Annotated in this window: 15 protein-coding genes; 7 read left to right on the top strand and 8 right to left on the bottom strand. The window is 68.9% G+C overall.

Annotated elements, in window-relative coordinates:
- Window positions 1-10: 10 nt before the first annotated feature.
- Window positions 11-934 carry a MoxR family ATPase gene (locus RIN43_RS06375; protein WP_309128127.1) on the top strand — a complete coding sequence of 308 codons (924 nt, stop codon included), beginning with the start codon at window positions 11-13 and terminating at the stop codon, window positions 932-934.
- Window positions 935-2,242 (top strand): DUF58 domain-containing protein, encoded by a 1,308-nt coding sequence (locus RIN43_RS06370; protein ID WP_309128048.1) that lies wholly within the window; start codon window positions 935-937, stop codon window positions 2,240-2,242.
- Between the two features lie 88 nt (window positions 2,243-2,330).
- Here the strand turns inward: RIN43_RS06370 and katG are convergent, their stop codons facing one another.
- Window positions 2,331-4,610 (bottom strand): catalase/peroxidase HPI, encoded by a 2,280-nt coding sequence (gene katG / locus RIN43_RS06365; RefSeq protein ID WP_309128047.1) that lies wholly within the window; start codon window positions 4,608-4,610, stop codon window positions 2,331-2,333.
- A 23-nt stretch (window positions 4,611-4,633) separates the two neighbouring features.
- Window positions 4,634-5,080: a Fur family transcriptional regulator gene (locus tag RIN43_RS06360; RefSeq protein WP_309128046.1), complete on the bottom strand. Its 447-nt coding sequence runs from the start codon at window positions 5,078-5,080 to the stop codon at window positions 4,634-4,636.
- 148 nt (window positions 5,081-5,228) lie between these two features.
- Here RIN43_RS06360 and aqpZ point away from each other — a divergent pair, with 148 nt between their 5' ends.
- Complete coding sequence (aqpZ, locus tag RIN43_RS06355; protein ID WP_309128045.1) at window positions 5,229-6,008, top strand: aquaporin Z; 780 nt, start codon at window positions 5,229-5,231, stop codon at window positions 6,006-6,008.
- A 79-nt stretch (window positions 6,009-6,087) separates the two neighbouring features.
- Here the strand turns inward: aqpZ and RIN43_RS06350 are convergent, their stop codons facing one another.
- Window positions 6,088-7,077 carry a stage II sporulation protein M gene (locus tag RIN43_RS06350; protein WP_309128044.1) on the bottom strand — a complete coding sequence of 330 codons (990 nt, stop codon included), beginning with the start codon at window positions 7,075-7,077 and terminating at the stop codon, window positions 6,088-6,090.
- A 16-nt stretch (window positions 7,078-7,093) separates the two neighbouring features.
- Between RIN43_RS06350 and RIN43_RS06345 the strand changes: the two genes are divergently transcribed.
- Complete coding sequence (locus tag RIN43_RS06345) at window positions 7,094-7,903, top strand: RDD family protein (protein ID WP_309128043.1); 810 nt, start codon at window positions 7,094-7,096, stop codon at window positions 7,901-7,903.
- Between the two features lie 17 nt (window positions 7,904-7,920).
- Here RIN43_RS06345 and RIN43_RS06340 read toward each other — a convergent pair whose 3' ends face one another.
- Entirely contained in the window at window positions 7,921-8,163 is a 243-nt protein-coding gene (locus RIN43_RS06340; protein WP_309128042.1) for a DUF3499 family protein, read from the bottom strand.
- A gap of 66 nt (window positions 8,164-8,229) precedes the next feature.
- Here RIN43_RS06340 and RIN43_RS06335 point away from each other — a divergent pair, with 66 nt between their 5' ends.
- Window positions 8,230-8,661, top strand: coding sequence for a hypothetical protein (locus tag RIN43_RS06335; protein WP_309128041.1), 432 nt, complete (start codon window positions 8,230-8,232; stop codon window positions 8,659-8,661).
- Window positions 8,662-8,675: 14 nt separating this feature from the next.
- On the opposite strand, the gene RIN43_RS06330 is transcribed toward RIN43_RS06335, so the two are convergent.
- The 3 genes from RIN43_RS06330 to RIN43_RS06320 all read right to left on the bottom strand — a co-directional run bounded on the left by RIN43_RS06330 (window position 8,676) and on the right by RIN43_RS06320 (window position 13,587).
- A complete protein-coding gene (locus tag RIN43_RS06330) occupies window positions 8,676-10,055 on the bottom strand; it encodes a DUF5719 family protein (RefSeq protein ID WP_309128040.1) in 1,380 nt (459 codons plus the stop codon).
- A complete protein-coding gene (locus RIN43_RS06325; RefSeq protein ID WP_309128039.1) occupies window positions 10,052-13,156 on the bottom strand; it encodes a glycosyltransferase in 3,105 nt (1,034 codons plus the stop codon). The genes RIN43_RS06330 and RIN43_RS06325 overlap by 4 nt, the downstream gene beginning before the upstream one ends.
- Before the next feature lie 113 nt (window positions 13,157-13,269).
- On the bottom strand, window positions 13,270-13,587 hold the full coding sequence (locus RIN43_RS06320) for a WhiB family transcriptional regulator (RefSeq protein ID WP_309128038.1): 318 nt from the start codon (window positions 13,585-13,587) through the stop codon (window positions 13,270-13,272).
- Between the two features lie 334 nt (window positions 13,588-13,921).
- Between RIN43_RS06320 and RIN43_RS06315 the strand changes: the two genes are divergently transcribed.
- Together RIN43_RS06315 and RIN43_RS06310 are read left to right on the top strand one after the other, a co-directional pair.
- Window positions 13,922-16,564: a CDP-glycerol glycerophosphotransferase family protein gene (locus RIN43_RS06315; RefSeq protein ID WP_309128037.1), complete on the top strand. Its 2,643-nt coding sequence runs from the start codon at window positions 13,922-13,924 to the stop codon at window positions 16,562-16,564.
- 354 nt (window positions 16,565-16,918) lie between these two features.
- Window positions 16,919-17,338, top strand: coding sequence for an acyltransferase (locus RIN43_RS06310; RefSeq protein WP_309128036.1), 420 nt, complete (start codon window positions 16,919-16,921; stop codon window positions 17,336-17,338).
- Between the two features lie 67 nt (window positions 17,339-17,405).
- On the opposite strand, the gene manA is transcribed toward RIN43_RS06310, so the two are convergent.
- A complete protein-coding gene (gene manA, locus RIN43_RS06305) occupies window positions 17,406-18,530 on the bottom strand; it encodes a mannose-6-phosphate isomerase, class I (RefSeq protein ID WP_309128035.1) in 1,125 nt (374 codons plus the stop codon).
- Between the last annotated feature and the right edge of the window lie 42 nt (window positions 18,531-18,572).

Raw genomic sequence — 18,572 nt, 5'->3', positions numbered from 1 at the left:
GCGCCAGGCCATGCACCGGGTGCGCACCGAGGTCGACAAGGCCGTGATCGGCCAGGCCGGCACGGTCACGGGCCTGCTGGTCGCCCTCCTGGCCCGCGGGCACGTGCTCCTCGAGGGCGTGCCCGGCGTCGCGAAGACGCTCGTGGTGCGCAGCTTCGCGCGCGCAATCGGACTCAGCACCAAGCGCGTGCAGTTCACACCCGACCTGATGCCCGGTGATGTGACAGGCTCGCTGGTGTACGACGCGCGCACCGGGGAGTTCGAGTTCCGCCAAGGCCCCGTGTTCACCAACATCCTGCTGGCCGACGAGATCAACCGCACTCCTCCCAAGACGCAGGCTGCCCTCCTGGAGGCGATGGAAGAGCGTCAGGTGTCGGCCGACGGCACCAGTCGTCCGCTGCCCGATCCGTTCCTCGTCGCGGCGACCCAGAACCCTATCGAGCACGAAGGCACCTACACGCTGCCTGAGGCGCAGCTCGACCGGTTCCTGATGAAGCTCGTCGTGAGCATGCCGGAGCGCGACGCGGAGGTGTCGGTGCTGCGGCTGCATGCCGAGGGCTTCTCACCGCGTCTGCTCAGTGGCGTCTCGCCCGTGGTCAGCGCCGAGGAGATCCGCGCCGCGCAGGACGCGGCCGGGCGCGTGCAGGTCACCGACGACGTGCTCGGCTACGTCGTCGATCTGGCCAGGGCGACGCGGCAGTCGCCGTCGGTCGAGCTCGGCGCGAGCCCGCGCGCATCCACCGCGCTTCTCGGCGCCGCGAAGGCATGGGCTTGGCTCAACGCCTCGAGCGCAGTCACGCCCGACCATGTGCAGACGATGCTCATGCCCGTCTGGCGGCATCGTCTGCAGCTCCGCCCGGACGCGCAGATGGAAGGCGTGTCCCCGGACTCCGTGCTGCAGTCCGTCGTTCAGCAGACCAGGGTGCCGATCTGAATGTACGTCTCCCCTCTGCTGGCGCTGCTGTTGTCGCTGGGTGTCGTACCGGTCGTGCTGCTGAGCACCGCCGGGGTGCCGGCCTGGGCGGTCGTCGGCTGCTGGGTTCTGCTGTGCATCGTGTCGACCGGCGCGGACGTCGCACTTGCCGCCGACCCGCGGGCTGCCGTCATCACTCGCCGCGTACCCGCGCGTGCCCGCCTCGGCGAGCGCGTGGTCACGAGCGTGGCGGTGCGCAACACCGGGTCGAGAACACTGCGCGGGCTGCTGCGCGACGGCTGGCAGCCGACCGCCGGAGCTCCCGAGCGACGTGAGCGGCTCCTCGTGCCACCGGGCGAGCGCCGGCGCGTCGAGATCCCCCTCCTTCCGCGCCGCCGTGGGGAGCTGCAGAGCGGCATGGTCGTGCTGCGCTCTCGAGGGCCTTTGGGTCTCGCTGGCCGGCAGGCCCGTCATGACGTGCGCGGGGCGCTGCGGGTGCTTCCGGCCTTCACTTCGCGCAAGCACCTGCCGTCGCGGCTCGCTCGACTGCGTGAGCTGGACGGCAACACCTCGATCCAGGTTCGCGGGCAGGGCACCGAGTTCGATTCGCTGCGCGAGTACGTGCGCGGCGACGATGTGCGATCGATCGACTGGCGCGCCACCGCGAGGTCGGGCACCACCATGCTGCGCACCTGGCGCCCCGAACGCGACCGGCATGTGGTCGTCCTGATCGACACGGGGCGGACCGCCGCCGCGCGGGTGGGTGACAGCACGCGCCTCGACGCATCACTCGAGGCGGCACTGCTGCTCTCGGCGCTCGCGGCACGGGCGGGCGATCATGTGCACCTGCTCATGCACGACCGGGTCACGAGGGCCCGGGTCACCGGGGTCGAGGGTGCTGCCCTGCTGCCCGCGCTCACCGACGCGATGGCCCCCGTGCACGCCCGTCTGGTCGACACCGACTGGGCGAGCGCATTCGCGGCCGTGCGCACGGTGACCACCCGGCCGTCGCTGATCGTGGTGCTGACCGCGCAGGACGCCGCGGAGTCGGCCCGGTCTTTCCTCGGTGCGTTCCCCGATGCCGGCAGGGCGACCACCGTGCTGGTCGGCTCCGTCACCGACGACTCGATCGGAGAGCTCGCTCGGCGTCGCGACTCGCGCCAGGACGTCTACCTCGCCGCGGCGGCCGAGCTGACGATGCGCGACGCCGAGATCGTGGCCGATGCGGTGCGCCGCGCGGGCGGGGAGGCCATCGCGGCCGATCCGGAGCAGCTGCCGCCCAGGATCGCCGACCGCTATCTGGAGCTCAAGGCCGCAGGCCGCCTCTGATGCGGTAGGACGGAGCATGCAGCATCCGTCCCTGAACGAGACGACGGCCCTCACCCGGAGGCGAGGGCCGTCGGCCATGCTGCGTCGATCAGCGCAGGTCGAAGCGATCCAGCTCGGTGACCTTGCCCCACGCAGCGGCGAAGTCGCGAACGAACTTCTCGCTCGCGTCGTCGGAGGCGTATACCTCGGCGAGCGCGCGCAGCTCGGAGTTCGAGCCGAACAGCAGGTCGACGCGGGTTCCGCGTCCGACCAGCTCGTCCGAGCCGTCCTTGCGGCCCTCGAAGGCGTGCGAGCCCGGGTCGAGGGGCTTCCAGGTGGTGCCGATCTCGAGCAGGTTCACGAACACGTCGTTGGTGAGAGTGCCGGGGCGATCGGTGAAAACGCCGTAGGACGATCCGTCCCAGTTCGCTCCGAGGGCGCGCAGGCCGCCGACGAGTACCGTCATCTCGGGCGCAGTCAGCGTGAGCAGGTTCGCCTTGTCGAGCAGCAGGTGCTCGGCGGGGATCCGCGCCGCGTCCCTCGAGACGTAGTTGCGGAATCCGTCGGCGATCGGCTCCAGGAACGCGAACGACTCGACGTCGGTCTGCTCCTGGCTGGCATCGGTGCGGCCGGGGTGGAAGACGACCTCCACCTCGACGCCGGCGTCCTTCGCCGCCTTCTCGACCGCCGCGTTGCCCGCCAGCACGACCAGGTCGGCGAACGAGACGCGCACGTCGTCGGAGCGCGAGGCGTTGAACTCGGCCTGGATGCCCTCGAGCACGGCGGTCACGCGGGCGATGCGCTCCGGGTTGTTCGCCTCCCAGTCCTTCTGGGGAGCAAGGCGGATGCGGCTTCCGTTGACCCCGCCGCGCTTGTCGCTGCCGCGGAAGGACGATGCTGCGGCCCATGTGTACGCCACCAGGTCCGAAACGCTCACGCCGGAGTCCAGCACACGCTGCTTGAGCGACGCGGCGTCCGCGGCGCCGATGAGGGCGTGCTCGACCGAGGGAACGACATCCTGCCAGATGAGCTCCTCGGTGGGGATCTCGGTGCCGATGTAGCGGCTGCGGGGTCCCATGTCGCGGTGCGTCAGCTTGAACCACGCGCGGGCGAACGCATCGGCGAACGCCTCCGGGTTCTCCTTGAAGCGCTTGGAGATCTTGCCGTACTCGGGGTCGAACCGCAGCGCGAGGTCTGTCGTGAGCATACGGGGCTCGCGACGGCCGTTCGAGTGCGCGAGCGGCACCATGTCCTCGCCGCCGCCGTTCACGGGTCGCCACTGATTGGCACCGGCCGGGCTCTGGAAGAGCTCCCACTCGTAGGCGTACAGGATGTGGAAGAACTCGTTGTCCCAGCGAGTCGGGTGGTAGGTCCAGGTGACCTCGAGACCAGAGGTGATTTGGTCGTCGCCCTTGCCCGTGCCGTTGTTGTTCTTCCAGCCAAGGCCCTGCATCTCAAGGCCCGCGGCCTCGGGGTTGTCCTCGAGGTTCGAGTCGGATGCGGCGCCGTGGGTCTTGCCGAAGGTGTGGCCGCCGGCGATGAGAGCGACGGTCTCCTCATCATTCATCGCCATGCGGGCGAAGGTCTCGCGGATGTCGCGCGCCGCGGCGATCGGGTCGGGATTGCCGTTGGGCCCCTCAGGGTTGACGTAGATGAGGCCCATCTGGACGGCGGCGAGAGGACGCTCGAGCTCACGGTCGCCGGAGTAGCGCTCGTCACCGAGCCAGGTGGTCTCCGGACCCCAGTAGACGTCGTCATCGGGCTCCCAGGCGTCGATGCGGCCACCGGCGAACCCGAAGGTCTTGAAGCCCATGTCCTCGAGCGCCGCGTTCCCGGCGAGGATCATCAGGTCACCCCAGGACAGCGCCTGGCCGTACTTCTTCTTGACGGGCCAGAGCAGGCGTCGCGCTTTGTCGAGGCCGACGTTGTCGGGCCAGCTGTTCAGCGGCGCGAAGCGCTGCTGGCCGGTGCCACCGCCGCCGCGGCCGTCCGTGACGCGGTAGGTGCCGGCGCTGTGCCAGGCCATGCGGACGATCAGCGGGCCGTAGTGTCCGAAGTCAGCCGGCCACCAGTCCTGCGAGGTGGTGAGCACCTCGACGATGTCCTTCTTCACCTGGTCGAGGTCGAGCGCCTCGAACGCGGCCTTGTAGTCGAATCCCGGGTCCAGCGGGTTACGCTGCTCGCCGTTCTTGGCCAGGATCTTGATGTTCAGCTGCTCGGGCCACCAGACTCGGTTGGCCGAGCCCATGGTGGGGTGCGGCTGGCTGTGGATGACGGGGCACGCACCTGCGTCACCGGGCTCGATGGGCTCTTCGCTGACGGTCTTGGTCTGGTCGATGTCGGCGGCGTTGTCGCCGATGGCCGGCACGTCTTCACGAACGTCGGTCATGGTGTCCTTCCATTGGGTGGATATCAGAGGGAAGCAGCGGTCTCGGCCTGCACGCAGGATGCGCACAGGCCCCAGTAGGTGACTTCGGCCGTCGCCACGCGGTACCCGCGGGCATCGCTCGGGGTCAGACACGGTGCGTGGCCCGTGGCGCAGTCGACGTCGTCGACGTGGCCGCAGCGGGTGCAGATGAGGTGGTGGTGATTGTCGTCGACGCGAAGCTCGAACATCATCGGATGCCCCGCGGGTTCGATCCTGCGCACGAGACCGGCGGCAGCGAAGTCGCCGAGGGCGTTGTACACCGATTGCAGGCTGGTCGACGCGAGCGCGCTCGCCACGCTTTCGTGCACGGTCTCGGCCGTCGCATGCGGGTGCTCGCGGAGAGCCTCGTACACGGCCCGTCGCGAGTCCGTCACCCGGAGCCCGGCAGACCGGATGGCCGCATCGGCGGCGGTGATCAGGTCGGCGGGCATGCCTCGAGCCTACCCTCTTTTGAGTGATTCAAGAAAAGCGCGAATCGTCGGCGTGGCGTGCGGCGGCGCGCCTGAGCGCTGATAGGCGATCATGCGGGATCATGTGATCGCTCGGCACCCGCCGAGCGATCTTCAGAAGGGCTGGGCAATGAGCGAATCATCCATCAAACCCGCACCTGAACCCGGTGCACCGCTGGTCGCATCACTCGGGGCGAAGCTCGCCGCCGAGGGTTTCGGAACGTTCCTGCTCGTCTTCGGCGGAGTCGGCACCGCACTCTTCGCCTCGACGCACTTCACCGACCCGGGCGCGAATTCGGCCGTGTATGTCGCGGTCGCCCTCGCCTTCGGTCTCACCGTGGTGGCGGGCGCCTACGCGTTCGGGCCGCTCTCCGGCGGTCACTTCAACCCCGCCGTCACGCTGGGAGCCGCGGCGGCCGGCCGGCTGCCGTGGCGAGACGTGCTGCCGTACATCGTCGCGCAGGTGGTCGGCGGCATCGTCGCATCGACCGCGCTCACGCTGATCGGACTGTTCGGGCCCGACGCCTGGCTCGCGGGCGCTCAGGATGCCGGGTTCGCCAGCAACGGCTGGGACGCACTCTCCCCCGGTGGCTTCGGGATGCTCGCCGCGATCATCATCGAGGTGATCCTGACGGGCTTCTTCCTGCTCGTCATCCTGAGCACGACGCATCCGGAACGCGGCACGCCCTTCGCCGGGCTCGCGATCGGCCTCACGCTGACGCTCATCCACCTCATCTCGATCCCGGTGGACAACACCTCCGTGAACCCCGCACGCTCCATCGCGGCGGCGATCTACGGTGGCGTGGAACCGCTTGCACAGCTGTGGGTGTTCCTGGTGTTCCCCGTGGTGGGCGCGATGCTCGCGGGGTTCGCCTACCGGGCACTGTTCGACGGCGCGAAGGCGGCCTGACGGTCGATGCCTCGAAGGGAGGGAGGGGCTGCGGCCGCTCCCTCCTTTGCGTAACAGGACGGCTGCCTTAAGAGCAGAATCAACCGGCGAACAGCGTCGGTGTGCCCGCTTCGTACTCCACCAGGTCACCGGTCTCGCCGCGCCGGACGGCCCGGCGCCCGACGAGCAGCATGTACAGGAGGAAGACGCCGAGTGCGGCCGCGCCGATGCCGATCTTGACCGCCCACGGGAGCCCTGAGCCCGTGACGAACCCCTCCACCAGTCCAGAAAGGAAGAGCGCGAAGACCAGCCCGATGGCGACGGTCGCCAGCGCCCGCCCCTCGGCGGCGAGCGCCTCACCTCGCGTACGCCGGCCCGGCGCCGCCCAAGCCCAGAAGAGGTGCAGGCCTGCCGCTCCTGCCACGAAGATGCTGGTCATCTCGAGCAGTCCGTGCGGCAGGATGTGCAGGATCATGACGTCGAGCCGGTCGTGCGCGGCCATGATGGCGGTGGCGACACCGAGACTGACGGCGTTCTGGACGAGTATCCACAGCGGCCACAGGCCCGTGACGCCGAACAGCACGCACTGCAGAGCGATCATGGCGTTGTTCGACCAGACCATGCCGGCGAAGGACGCCATCGGGCCGTAGTAGTCGGTGAAGTCCTCCTCGGCGTACTGCTTCAGATCAGCCGGGAGCCCCAGGGTCGCGATCAGCGCCGGGTCGGAGGCGATCCAGGCGGCGCTGATCGCCCACACGAGCAGGAACGACACGGTGATGACACCGGTCGTCCGGCGGATGCGGTACAACGCCGCCGGCAGCTGGAGCGCGAAGAATCGCGAGGCCTGCGCGAGGAAATTGTCGGGCGCACCCGTGAGCCGCAGCCGCGCGGCGGCGAGGATGGTGGAGAGGTAGGCCCCCTGAGGGGAGTCGCCCACCGAGGTCTTCAGCTCGGCGAGATCCGCGGATGCCGCGCGGTAGCGGACGATGAGCTCGTCGACCTCGGCGCCGCTGAGTCGACGCCTGCGGCTGAGCGCGTCGAGGCGTTCCCACTCCGGGCGGCGCGCGTCACTGAGAGCATCTGCATCCACCTGATTTACTGTACCCATGTCCACTCCCATCGCCGATGAGCAGGAGATCCTCTCCGGCGAGGCCGTCGCCATCGATGTGCAGCCGGTCGGGTTCCTGCTGAGGGCGGCCGGCGCTCTGATCGACATGGCCATCGCGATCGCCGTCTATCTCGCCTTCACCCTGCTGCAGGTGTGGCTGATGTCGCAGAACCTCATGGACGACCACCTGTTCCGTATCCTTCAGGTGTGGTCGCTCGTCGTGAGCTTCCTGGTCCTGCCCATCACCATCGAGATGGCCACCCGCGGACGCAGCGTCGGCAAGCTCGCCGTCGGCGGACGCATCGTGCGCGTCGACGGAGGGGCGATCACCTTCCGGCACACCTTCATCCGCGCACTGGTCGGCCTGCTGGAGATCTACATGACCTTCGGCGGGGCGGCCGTGATCACCGGTGCGCTGACCGCGCGCTCGCAGCGCCTCGGCGATCTCGTCGCCGGCACGTACTCGCAACGCGTCCGCGTCCCCAAGCTGGTGCACCACATCCCGTACCTGCCGCCGGCACTGTCGGAGTGGTCGCATATCGCGGACGTCGCACGGCTCCCCGACCGGCTCGCCCGTCGTGTGTCGCAGTTTCTCGCGACGGCGGAGCGGCTGTCGCCAGCCGCCAGATCGCGCGTCGCGCAGGAACTCGCCGACGAGGTGTCGCCGTTCGTCTCGCCGATGCCCGCCGTCGCCCCGGAAGAGCTGCTGCGCGGCGTGACGGTGCTCAGGCGGCAGCGCGAGCAGCGCGCGCTCACCAACGCCGACGAGAGGGCCGAGCGGCTCACCGGGCGGCGCGTGCGCGTCTGACGGTCCTCAGAACCGAGTCAGCCGCGCAGCGCCTCGTGGCGCACGACCATCCAGCCTGCAGGCACGGAGAGCCGCTCGGCGTGCTGCGCGCACAGATCGTGGGCGTGCGGGTCGCCGCCGGGTCCGAGCGGGCCGAGAGCAGCCATCTGATCGCCGTAATCGAAGGTCAGGGTCGCGACCGCCTCGCGCGCGCAGGCCACTTTGGAGCACAGGCGCTCCTGAAAGCCCTGCCGGTCATCAAAGCCGAATCGTTCGTCCATCGCGTCCAGCGTAGAGCCGCGCGGGCGTGCCTCCTCGGTGCCGCGCGGAGCGCATAGACTTTCGGCATGCCCCGCCGCCGATCAGCATCCGCCGCCGCATCGCGCGGCGCGCGACACGGCAGGCACGGCAGGCTGGGGCGCAGCGAAGTCGTGCGGCCGCCGCTTCCTCCGCTGGACGGCCGGCTGGATCGGTTCGAGATCACGGTCGGAAGCGCGGTCGAGTACCTGCGCGGCACCTGGGAGGAGCTGCGCGACGTGCGTGTGGAGATCGTCGCCATGCCCACGCACGACCGTGGTGATGGCATCCCTCGCTGGCGCGTCGATCACACCGAGAAGCGCATCTCGCTGTACCGCGTGCCGATCGAGCGGTTGCTCCCCAAAGGGCACGACGACGCCATGCATCGTCGTGCAGCGATCGAGGGCGCAGTGTTCCAGGCTGTGGCGGAGTACGTCGGCCGCGAGCCCTGGGAGCTCGGACCGGACGCATCCGAGTACTGAGGCATCCGCACGCGTCAGGGATGCACGACGATCGGCTGCTGTTCCGCGGCCCCGGCCCACAGCGGCCAGCCCGCGATCTCAGCGGATCCGTCGCCGCCCCGCATCGCGACGGCCGCGTGCACAGGGCCCGAAGGTGAGAGCGAGTACGCGCCAGAGCTCAGCGGCACAGTCGCCGCTCCGAATGCGGGCACCTCGATCTCGCCGCCTCGATCCCCTTCGAGCTGAACGGTGATCGCCTCACTCCGGGTGTTGCGGAGGTGCAGGGACGGCGAGGGACCGGCGGGCACCGAGAACATCAGCTTCGACGAGATCTCGGGCGCCGGCGTCATCCACGCGAAATCGGTCTCGGCGCCGGCGCGCGCGGTCTGGTGCGCGGCGGCCACGATCGGTTGATCGGATTCGATCTCGATGTCGTAGACGCCCGTCGGGATCCCGGAGAGGGCGATCTCGCCGGGCGTGCCCGCCAGCATCGACACCGGGTACTCCTCGAGGACGGCGGTGGACTCGGACGCGCGCACCCGCACGGTCGCTTCGGCATCCTGCTCCGGTGAGAGCATGCGCACCACGACGCCGGCGGCATCGTCACCCTCCGACAGCGTCTGCGCGCGCACACCCACGATCTGCAGGTCGTGCTGAGCGCCGCCGACGCCGTCCTGCATGTCGATGCCCACCGCATCCAGCGTGCGGATCAGCGTGGACTGCAGCGTGGCCCGCACCGGCGCGCCCGAGGCCACCACCTGGACGACAGGGCTCCGCTCCCCGGCCGCGATCGAGGCGAGAGGCACACCGCGCTGGGACTTCGGGGGGATGACGACGTTCGACGCCGCCCTCGACTCGCCATAGATCAGCAGGTCCACGTTGGCCGGCACGTCGCCGGGGTTGGAGAGCACGATCACGTCGCCGGCCCCCGTGCTCACATCGCCGCCCACCAGCCAGGTGCTCATCGCCGCCTCGCGGCACGGCGCGGCGGCGAAGCCGCGGGCGTCTTCGGCATCGATCCGCACCGACTCGGAGGCCGCGATCGGCTGCGCCTTCCGGTCTGCGACGACACCGGTCAGGATCACGCCCCTGGCTCCCCCTGCGACGTCAGGCATCGCCAGCGGCTCGGTCTGCGCGGGCTCGCCCTCCGCGTCCGAGCGCAACTGCGGGAGGGCGGCGGAGACCATCAGCTGCGCCTGGCCCGCATCACGTCCGAGCACGCGATAGGAGCCGTTGCAGATCAGCACGGTGTCGCCGGGTATCGGCGTGACCGTCGTGCCCCTCGCCTCGCGTGTGATGCCGGGAAGCGGTGCCGCCACGGCGCTCACCACGCCCAGCACGCAGGCGGCGGCGACGACGGCGCCGGTGGCGATGCGTGCGCCCGTGGCTGCGAGCCGGATCGTACGCTGTCTCATCGTCGCTCCTCCGCGGCGTTCGGCTCGTGTGCGACGTCCGTCGTGTCGTCGACGTCGGCGGGCTCGACGTCGGCGGCGTCGATGCTGCGAGTCTCGACGGCGTTGCCGGTGTCGACGGCGGCATGGTCGGGTCCCGCCTCGTGCGAGGCGGGCTCGGACGCGGCGGAGTCGCCACCCGCGTGCGCCTCGCCCTCACCGTCTCCCGGGTGCTCGTCGGCGGATTGCGGGTGCTCGGCCTCCGGCTCCAGGTGATGTGGGTACGCGTGGTCCTGCGCGTGCCGTCGCGGCAGCACGAGCGGCTCGTCGGGAGCGCGCCCCACGATCCGCGAGCGTCCTCGCGCGGCGCGACGTGACGAGCGGGTGGGGATCGAGAGCAACAACGCCGCAAGGACGATCACGACCTGAACGCTGCTCGTGACACGACTGATCGCCTGCTCCCCCTCGGTGAGCGCGGGCCGAGGGGCGATGTCGCCGCGGACGCTCCACAACGTGCCGCGGGCGGTCTCTCCGGCCCTCACGAAACCGGAACGCTGGTCGACCGCGGTGATCGCGGCTTCGCGCATGATCCTTGCGCGGTCGCGCTCGGCAGGTGTCTGCGCCACCAGCACGAAGCTGATGCCGTCATCGGCCAGCGCCGCCGAGGCGTCGAAGTCGCGGGCAGACAGCAGGTCGACCGCGGTGTTCGCCAGGTCTCGACCGCGCGGCTCGGTGGCGGTGGTCAGCAGCGTGCTCTGCGCGCCGAGGGAAGCGCTGGCGCCCCAGACCAGCTCCATCGACAGCGATCCGTCGTTCTGAGGCGTGAGGATGAGCGTCCCGATCGGCCTGTCGCCGTCGGCCTCAGCCGCGACGAGCGCAGGGAGGGTGGAGTCCGTCGAGCGGTCGAGCACCGAATGCCCGGTCTGCAGCGACAGCAGGCCGGGGATCGCGCACACCGCGACGGCGGCACCGGCGATCAGTGCGGCGGCAGCCCGGACCGACGCCAGCGCCACGACGGTGTCGAGAGTCACGAGAGCGGCCCCGACGACGCCCAGCCAGGCGAGGCTGAGCCCGGTGCCGGGCCAGATCTGCACCCCCTCGCCGTGCACGAACGACACCACGACGCCGACCGCGAGAATCGCGGTCGCGAGCCCGGTGAGCGATGCGAGCAGCAATGAGAATCCGGCGCGCCAGCGCGGGGAGAGTGCTGAGAACAGGGCGAGCAGCGCGACCGGCGCCAGCAGCAGCGCCGCCCAAGGAGCGACGCTCTCGCCGACCAGCCAGTCCCAGCCCGCGCGGTCGGCTGAGGGGAAGCCGGAGGCGATCAGGGTGCGCCCGGCGGCATCCGCCTCGATCCCGTCGGAGAGAATCATCGCTCCGGGGTCCGCGAGCAGCGCCCACACGTCGCCGTGCCTCACCTGCCAGAAGACCAGAGGCAGGAACATCACCGCGCTCGGGATCAGCAGCCAGAGAAGCCGGGCGGCGCCTCGCAGCCGCCCGCGCAGAGTCACCAGGACGAGGGCGACGGCCCAGAGCAGCACGAACGCCGGGGCGAGGGACGGCGCGCACGCCAGCGCCATTGCGGTGAGCAGCGACGCCGCACCTGCTGCACCCCAAGACCTGTGTGCGACGACCGCCGCGTGGAACACCCAGGGCAGCAGCAGATGCAGGATGACCGCTGCCGGGCGACCCTGAACCAACGCCGTGAGGAATGTGGGGGCCAGCGCCCACAGCACGCCGCCGAGGATGCGGAGACCGGCACGATCGGTGACCCGCGTCGCGGCGAACCAGCCGCCGAGCACCGCGAGCGGCAGGGCTCCCAGCCAGAGCAGCACGAGCGCGAACGTCGGCGCTGCCGGCCACAGCGTGCCTACCACCGCGATGACGGCCGCGAACGGGTCCGCCGGACCGACGAGACCCAGCCCCACGTCACGCAGGCCCCATCCGGCATCCCCCCACAGCGCGGCGAGGGTCTGCCGTAGGGGCAGCAGCGCCCCGCCTCCGACGGCGGGCCAGGCGAGCAGCGAGAAGAAGCTCGCGATGCTCACGACCGCGGCGGCGAGAACGGCCCACGCGCCGCCGCCACTGAAGAAATTGAGTTCGCTGACAGCGCCTCGCTCTGTACCGTGCCCGTCGTCCAAACGCTGGTGAAGCTGGGCGCGGGAGATACGCAGCGGAGCGATGCTCGCCCAAGAAGCGCTGTGGAAGGAGGCGATCGCACGCCGCGAACGCGACAGCGCGGGGATGTTCAGCATCGCCGCGATCGCGGTGCCCCACTCGGGAGCCACCTCGCCGGGGCGCTTCCCGATCAGGTGGGTGATCGATCGCCACAGCGCGAGCGGCAACAGACTCAGCCAGTGCAGCGGAACGGCGGCGGCGGGAGCGTAGGCGAGGCGACGGTGCAGCTGTGCGCGACGAGTCGCCCAGGCACGCGCAGTGATGCCGCGCGGGAGGGCGGCGGGCCCGTCGGGACGCACGGCCACGCGCGCCTTCGGGACGAGCACGACACGACCGCCGCCGAGGCGGGCGCGGACGCCGAGGTCGAGTCCTTCGTCCGCCCCGCCGAGCGCGGGGTCGGGTCGCAGGACCGTCGGGGCCGCGCCGCGTATCAGCATGCCGCGCACATCAGCCGAGAGGGCGTCTTCGGTGGCGTCGTGCTGGCCCTGATCGAGCTCGTCGGCGGCGAGTTCGACCGACCGGCCGAATCGGGTCATGCTCACGCCGAGCGAGACGATCTCTCGATCGTCGTCGTGACGGACCAGCTTGGGTGCGGCGATCGCCGCCGACGGTGAACGTTCGAGGGCGCCCGCGAGGGACGCCAGGGCGTCTTGTTCGGGCACCGTGTCGTGGGCGAGCAGCCACACCGACGTGCCGGCGGCCACGCGCGGCCGAGCCAGCGCGATCGCCTCGGCGAAGGACGTGCCGCCGCGCGCCTCGATCACGCCTTCCACGAGCCGTCCGAGGCCGTCGGCTCCGCGGATGTCATTCGCGCCGCCGACCACGACCAGCGTCACGGAATCGGGCGGAGTTGTCTGAGCGCGCAGCGCCTCAAGGGTTCGGAAGAGCTGTTCGCGCGGCTTCTCGCCTGAATGCGCGACGACGATGGCATGTACACGGGCTGGCATGGCATCAGCCAGCCTAAACAGGACGGGCCGCTGGCCCGGTCAGGGCTGCGGCGCGCCCGAAGAACTCGGCCGAAGTCCGCGGAGCGGCGTGCGACCCGGCCCCGTCGGCGAGGTCAGCTTGCGCGACGCTTGAGCTTACGGCGCTCGCGCTCGCTCAGACCGCCCCAGATACCGAAGCGCTCGTCGTTCTCCAGCGCGTACTCGAGGCATTCGCCGCGCACATCGCAGGAGGTGCAGATGCGCTTGGCGTCGCGCGTCGAGCCGCCCTTCTCGGGGAAGAACGCCTCGGGATCGGTCTGCGCGCACAGCGCGTCGGCCTGCCAGGCGAGTGCACTGTCATCGTCGGCATCCACTCGGCGTACACCGGGCACCCCGAGGTTGACCGGATCAACGAACCAATTCTCGGGAACGTCTGAGCGGTAACCCGTCATCTCGATCTCCCAACCCTGCTGCCTGCCCCCCGCGGGCCGTGCACCACTAATTACACTCGTGTCATTCGCCGTGGTCAAGTCGCAGATCGTAAACCCTCAAGAGGGCCTTTAAGGTTCATTGAGCCTGCTTCGGCGTGTCGCGGGAATGCCGCGAAGACACCGCGCGACACATTCCCAGCGACGGCTTCGTATACTCGTTTCCGTTCTCGAGTGCGGAAACTGTCGTGGAACAGACGCGCAACGATCGCTTCGTCACGGTGGCGTTCGCTTTATCGGACCCGTTCGAGAGCCATGCGCCTCTGAACCTCAGCTGCGTGCGTGACTGCAAGGAAGGATGCGAAGGTTGCAGGCTGAGTTCAGCGTCATCTCGCCGATGTACAACGTTTCCCGGTACCTGCCGGAGTATTTCGCGTCACTCGAGCGCCAGACCTACGGGTTCGAGAACCTGCAGGTCATCCTCGTCGATGACGGTTCGGTCGATGACACTGCCGCAGTTGCCGAGGCCTTCGCTGCCCGCCACCCGAACGTGACGGTGCTGCGGAAGGAGAACGGCGGTCAGGCCTCTGCCCGCAACGCGGCGCTACCGCACGCGACTGGTACGTGGCTGACTTTTCCGGACCCGGACGACGTGCTGTCAGACAACTACTTCGCGGAGGTCGCTTCAGCAGTCGATCCCGAGAATCCGCCATCGATGCTGTCGGTTCGCATGCTGCTCTGGTACGAGGATGCCGACAAGATCCGCGACACGCATGCGCTGACCGGGCGCTTCCGAGCCGGACGCGTCACGAAGAGCCTCAATGAGAGCCCCTCCTGGGTGCAGCCGCACATCACGTCGGGGTTCATGAGACGCGAAGTGGTGATCGACGAGGGACTCACCTTCCACACAGACCTCCGGCTTCGATTCGAAGACGGCTCGTTCGCGTCCCGCTACCTCCTTCGTTTCGCCGAACCGACCGTGACCTTCATCCCCGAAGCGAGCTATCTGTACCGGCAGCGCTCGGATAACTCGTCGACGGTGCAATCGAGCAGTGCTGATCCGCGCAAGTACACCGATACGATTCGATATGGCTACCTGCCAGTCATCGACGATGCGCTCGAACACCGCGGCGAGGTGCCTCGCTGGCTGCAGAACCTGTGCCTCTACGATCAGTTCTGGATTCTCCGCTCATCGCAGACGCCGGGCGTACGCAACGCTCCGTTTCCCGAGGGCATGTACGCGGAGCTTCACGAATTGTTGCCAGCGTTCCTCCAGCATATGGACGATGAGGCGATCGCGCAGTTCGACCTCATGTACGTCGCGCCCTGGATGCGCGAGGCGCTGACGCTGACCAAGCGAGGTGAGGGGTATGCACCGGTCTACTGGGGCGGCGTACGCGACCCGCGTCGCGGACTGCGGACAGTCGTGTTCCGATATCGCGGATCGGTGCCGCATATCGGCTTGAAGGTAAACGGTGTCGGAGCGACGCCTTTGGCACAGAAGTCGTTCGGGCTGGAGTACGTCGGCCGACCGATCCTGATGCAGCATGTGCTCTGGGTGCCGGATGACGCGTCGATCGAGCTGTTCCTCGACGGCGTGCGACAAGAGATCCTCGAGAGGCCGCCGCTTGTGCCGAGCGCATATGCGGTACTGTCCCAGGATACGCGCGTCTCACAGTTGCTTGTCCGAAGCAAACACGTCCTCGTTCGCGGAAGAGACGCGGTCGCGCGGCGTCTGCGGCCCGGCGGCCTGCACTATCTTCGGCGCGACCACGCGGTGCGATCGCAGCGGCTGGCACAGAAGTTCGCCCACGCGTGGGTCTTCATCGACCGTGACGTCGACGCCGGCGACAGTGCCGAGGACATGTACTGGTGGATGGCAGAGCATCACCCCGAGCACAACTCCTGGTTCGTCGTCCGCGAGGGCACGCCGGACTGGGAGCGCATGTCGACAGCGGGGGCACGGCTCGTGGGGTATGAGACGCCCGAGTTCTATTCTCTGCTCAAGCACGCCGATCACCTCGCCTCCAGCCATGCCGATCGTTTCATCACGCACGCGCTGCCGATCAAGATGCGCCCGCCGAAATACGCCTTCACCTTCCTGCAGCACGGCGTCATCAAAGGCGACATCTCGCACTGGCTGAACCCGAAGGACATCCAGGTCTTTGTCGCGTCGACGCTCGACGAGTATCGCTACCTCACCGAGGCACCGGCGTACCGCGCAAGCCGTAAGGAGGTGCGTTTGACAGGACTGCCGCGGTTCGACGTTCTGCTTCAGCGTGCCGAATCCGTCGCCGCCAGTGAGAAGAACCTCATCGTCGTGATGCCGACATGGCGCGACTATCTCGTCGGCGGCATGGGCGCGCATTCAGCCGACCGGGAGGCAATGGCCGACTTCGCTGAAACGGAGTACGCGAAGCGGATCGCCGCTCTCCTCAGCGACGAGCGGCTGCTCACCGCCGTTCGCTCCGCCGGTGCCCGCATCGTATTCATGCCGCATCCGAACATGCGCCCCTATCTCTCATCGTTCTCGCTGCCCGACGAGATCGAGGTGCGCTCCTATGCGGACACCGATGTGCGCGAGATGATCGTCCGCGCACGTCTACTCATCACCGACTACTCGTCGATCGCCTTCAATGCGGCGTACATCCGCACTCCAGTCCTCTATTACCAGCACGACCGCGACCAGTACTTCGTTGGGCATACCGAACGACCGGGATACTTCGACTATCACCGCGACGGCTTCGGCCCGGTTGTGGAGGATGCCGATGAGGCGGTGCGGGTCGCCGCCTCGATCGTCGCAGACGGACCCGACCCCGCCCACCTCGAGCGAATGGATCGGACGTTCCCTGTGCGCGACGGACGCAACCGCGAGCGCGTTTACGAGGCCATGCTCGAAGCGCAGACTTTTCGGCCGCTCGCTGATCGTCTCAAGGCCCTACCTGCGGACAACTGGGACGCCGAGCTGTCCGCCGACTCAACGACCGCCGTCGACCGCTGACCCCTCCCGCGCTCAGGTACATTCGAAGGCATGGAGATCGCCGCTTATTCGGACGACAGAGGCAATCGGATTGAATGGAGCGGAGATCGGGTTCCAAACACGAACATCGTCTTCTCGGGGCGGAACAACGTCTTACGTGTGGACGCGCGCGCCCGATTAGGCAGGCTTAGTGTGCAGTTCGACTGCGACAACGGTCTCATGGAGATCGCTGAGAGCACAGGCGTACCGGCATTCTCTGCGACGGTTCGCGTCGGTCAGGATGCACGGGTCATCATCGGACGTAATGTCTCCACGACCGGCACTGCTGGAATCTCCGCGACGGAAGGTACCACCGTACGTCTCGGCGAGGATTGCATGCTCGCGATCGGGGTGCAAATGCGCGCCGACGACGGGCATCCGATCTTCGACGTGAACACCGGCAAGCGTGTGAACATCTCGCGGGACATCATCGTCGGCGCGCACGTTTGGATCGGATACAACGCCTCGATTCTGGCCGGCGTGTCGATCGGCTCCGGTTCCGTGATCGGACTCGGATCCGTAGTGACCAAGGATGTGCCCAACAACGCCGTCGCCGCGGGCAACCCCGCCCGTGTGGTCCGAACCGACATCGCCTGGGAGCGTCCGCATCTGTCGCTCACGAAGCCGTACTACAAGCCAGACGCGTCCACAGTGGCGAAGTCGCGGTGGTGGGCTCGCACGGGCGAGGAGAGCCCCGAGTCCGTCGAGTTTGCGGCCGCGCCCACGACCAGCTCACGGTGGTGGCGGCGAGCGTGACTGTGTTCCTGCGCAGTCACGCCTGAGCACCGGGCCTCCCGCCCGTTGCCGGAACCGGGAGGCGGGCTCAGTCCCACCCGGGTTCGGCGACGAAGACCTCGCCCTGACCGACCAGTGTGAGTGCCCCCTCGTCCGGCGAGGCGAAGGCCGCGCCGCCGACCGGAACGTCGACTTCAACCTCGGATTCGGACGCGACTGCGACCTTGCCTGCCGTGACGAGAACGATAGCCGGCCCCGCCAGTTCGATGCGCCGCTCTCCGTCGACACGCACGCGTCGCAGCGCGAAGTCCGGCACCGGTATGTCGTACTCGACGACCTCGGCGTCGTCAGACGGTCGCTGCACGGGGACGGGGCCCGGGGTCGGATCGACCACGGCGAGCAGTTCGTCGACGTCGATGTGCTTGGGAGTGAGCCCGCCACGCAGCACGTTGTCGCTGGCCGCCATGATCTCGACGCCGAGGCCGGAGACGTAAGCGTGCAGGAGTCCAGCGCGCAGGAAGATCGCCTCGCCGCGGTGCAGGACGAGGAAGTTCATCAGCAGGGCGACGACGACGCCCGGGTCGCGCGGGTTGCGCTCCGCGATCGCTCGGATGCCGTTGAGCGCCTCCGCGAACTCCACCGAGGCGGCGACGCGCAGCCCGGCGATGAGCTCGTCGACCTGGGGCTGAGCGTTACCCGACAGCAGCCACCCGATCGTCTCCCGAAGCGCATCAGCCGGCTCACCCTGCTGCAGCCGTGAACGCAGCTCGGCGACTCCCCCGGATTCGGGGAAAGACTCCAGGAGGCGGAGCGTTTCCGGGACGGGCCGCAGGCCGGCGAGCGCCTCGAAGCGCTCGCTGAGCGGCACGATCAGCTCGGGCTTGTGATTGTCATCCCGGTAGTTTCGCGCGGGGTCCGACGCTGCGAGGTGCTTCTCCCTCGCGAAACCCTCGCGCGCCTGCGCGAGGGTCGGATGGACCTGGATCGAGAGCGGGTCGGCCGCCGCGAGGAGCTTGAGCAGGTACGGAAGTGATCCGCCGGTGATCTCGTCGAGCGTGCCGCCGTCCGCGACGTCGGCAGGGTCGCCCGGATGATCTCCGAACCAGACCTCGGCTTCGGGCTCGGCGGAAGGGCTGCGGCCCTCCAGACCTGCCAGAAGAGTCGTGGAACCCCAGGCGTAGTCACGGGGCCGGTTCGAGATCGAGAGCAGCATCCTCTCAGCGTAAGCCGCCCGTGCCCGCGCCTCACCGTTTGC

The sequence above is a fragment of the Microbacterium sp. genome, assembly GCF_031178445.1.
Classification (GTDB): domain Bacteria; phylum Actinomycetota; class Actinomycetes; order Actinomycetales; family Microbacteriaceae; genus Microbacterium.
This window is presented reverse-complemented; position numbering and strand designations above follow the sequence as displayed.

What these genes read in the sequence shown, in the direction of transcription:
- RIN43_RS06375 (WP_309128127.1), top strand. Translation starts at nt 11, where the DNA reads ATGCACCGGGTGCGCACCGAGGTCGACAAGGCCGTGATCGGCCAGGCC.
- RIN43_RS06370 (WP_309128048.1), top strand. Translation starts at nt 935, where the DNA reads ATGTACGTCTCCCCTCTGCTGGCGCTGCTGTTGTCGCTGGGTGTCGTA.
- katG (WP_309128047.1), bottom strand. Translation starts at nt 4,610, where the DNA reads ATGACCGACGTTCGTGAAGACGTGCCGGCCATCGGCGACAACGCCGCC.
- RIN43_RS06360 (WP_309128046.1), bottom strand. Translation starts at nt 5,080, where the DNA reads ATGCCCGCCGACCTGATCACCGCCGCCGATGCGGCCATCCGGTCTGCC.
- aqpZ (WP_309128045.1), top strand. Translation starts at nt 5,229, where the DNA reads ATGAGCGAATCATCCATCAAACCCGCACCTGAACCCGGTGCACCGCTG.
- RIN43_RS06345 (WP_309128043.1), top strand. Translation starts at nt 7,094, where the DNA reads ATGTCCACTCCCATCGCCGATGAGCAGGAGATCCTCTCCGGCGAGGCC.
- RIN43_RS06340 (WP_309128042.1), bottom strand. Translation starts at nt 8,163, where the DNA reads ATGGACGAACGATTCGGCTTTGATGACCGGCAGGGCTTTCAGGAGCGC.
- RIN43_RS06335 (WP_309128041.1), top strand. Translation starts at nt 8,230, where the DNA reads ATGCCCCGCCGCCGATCAGCATCCGCCGCCGCATCGCGCGGCGCGCGA.
- RIN43_RS06330 (WP_309128040.1), bottom strand. Translation starts at nt 10,055, where the DNA reads ATGAGACAGCGTACGATCCGGCTCGCAGCCACGGGCGCACGCATCGCC.
- RIN43_RS06325 (WP_309128039.1), bottom strand. Translation starts at nt 13,156, where the DNA reads ATGCCAGCCCGTGTACATGCCATCGTCGTCGCGCATTCAGGCGAGAAG.
- RIN43_RS06320 (WP_309128038.1), bottom strand. Translation starts at nt 13,587, where the DNA reads ATGACGGGTTACCGCTCAGACGTTCCCGAGAATTGGTTCGTTGATCCG.
- RIN43_RS06315 (WP_309128037.1), top strand. Translation starts at nt 13,922, where the DNA reads ATGCGAAGGTTGCAGGCTGAGTTCAGCGTCATCTCGCCGATGTACAAC.
- RIN43_RS06310 (WP_309128036.1), top strand. Translation starts at nt 16,919, where the DNA reads ATGCTCGCGATCGGGGTGCAAATGCGCGCCGACGACGGGCATCCGATC.
- manA (WP_309128035.1), bottom strand. Translation starts at nt 18,530, where the DNA reads ATGCTGCTCTCGATCTCGAACCGGCCCCGTGACTACGCCTGGGGTTCC.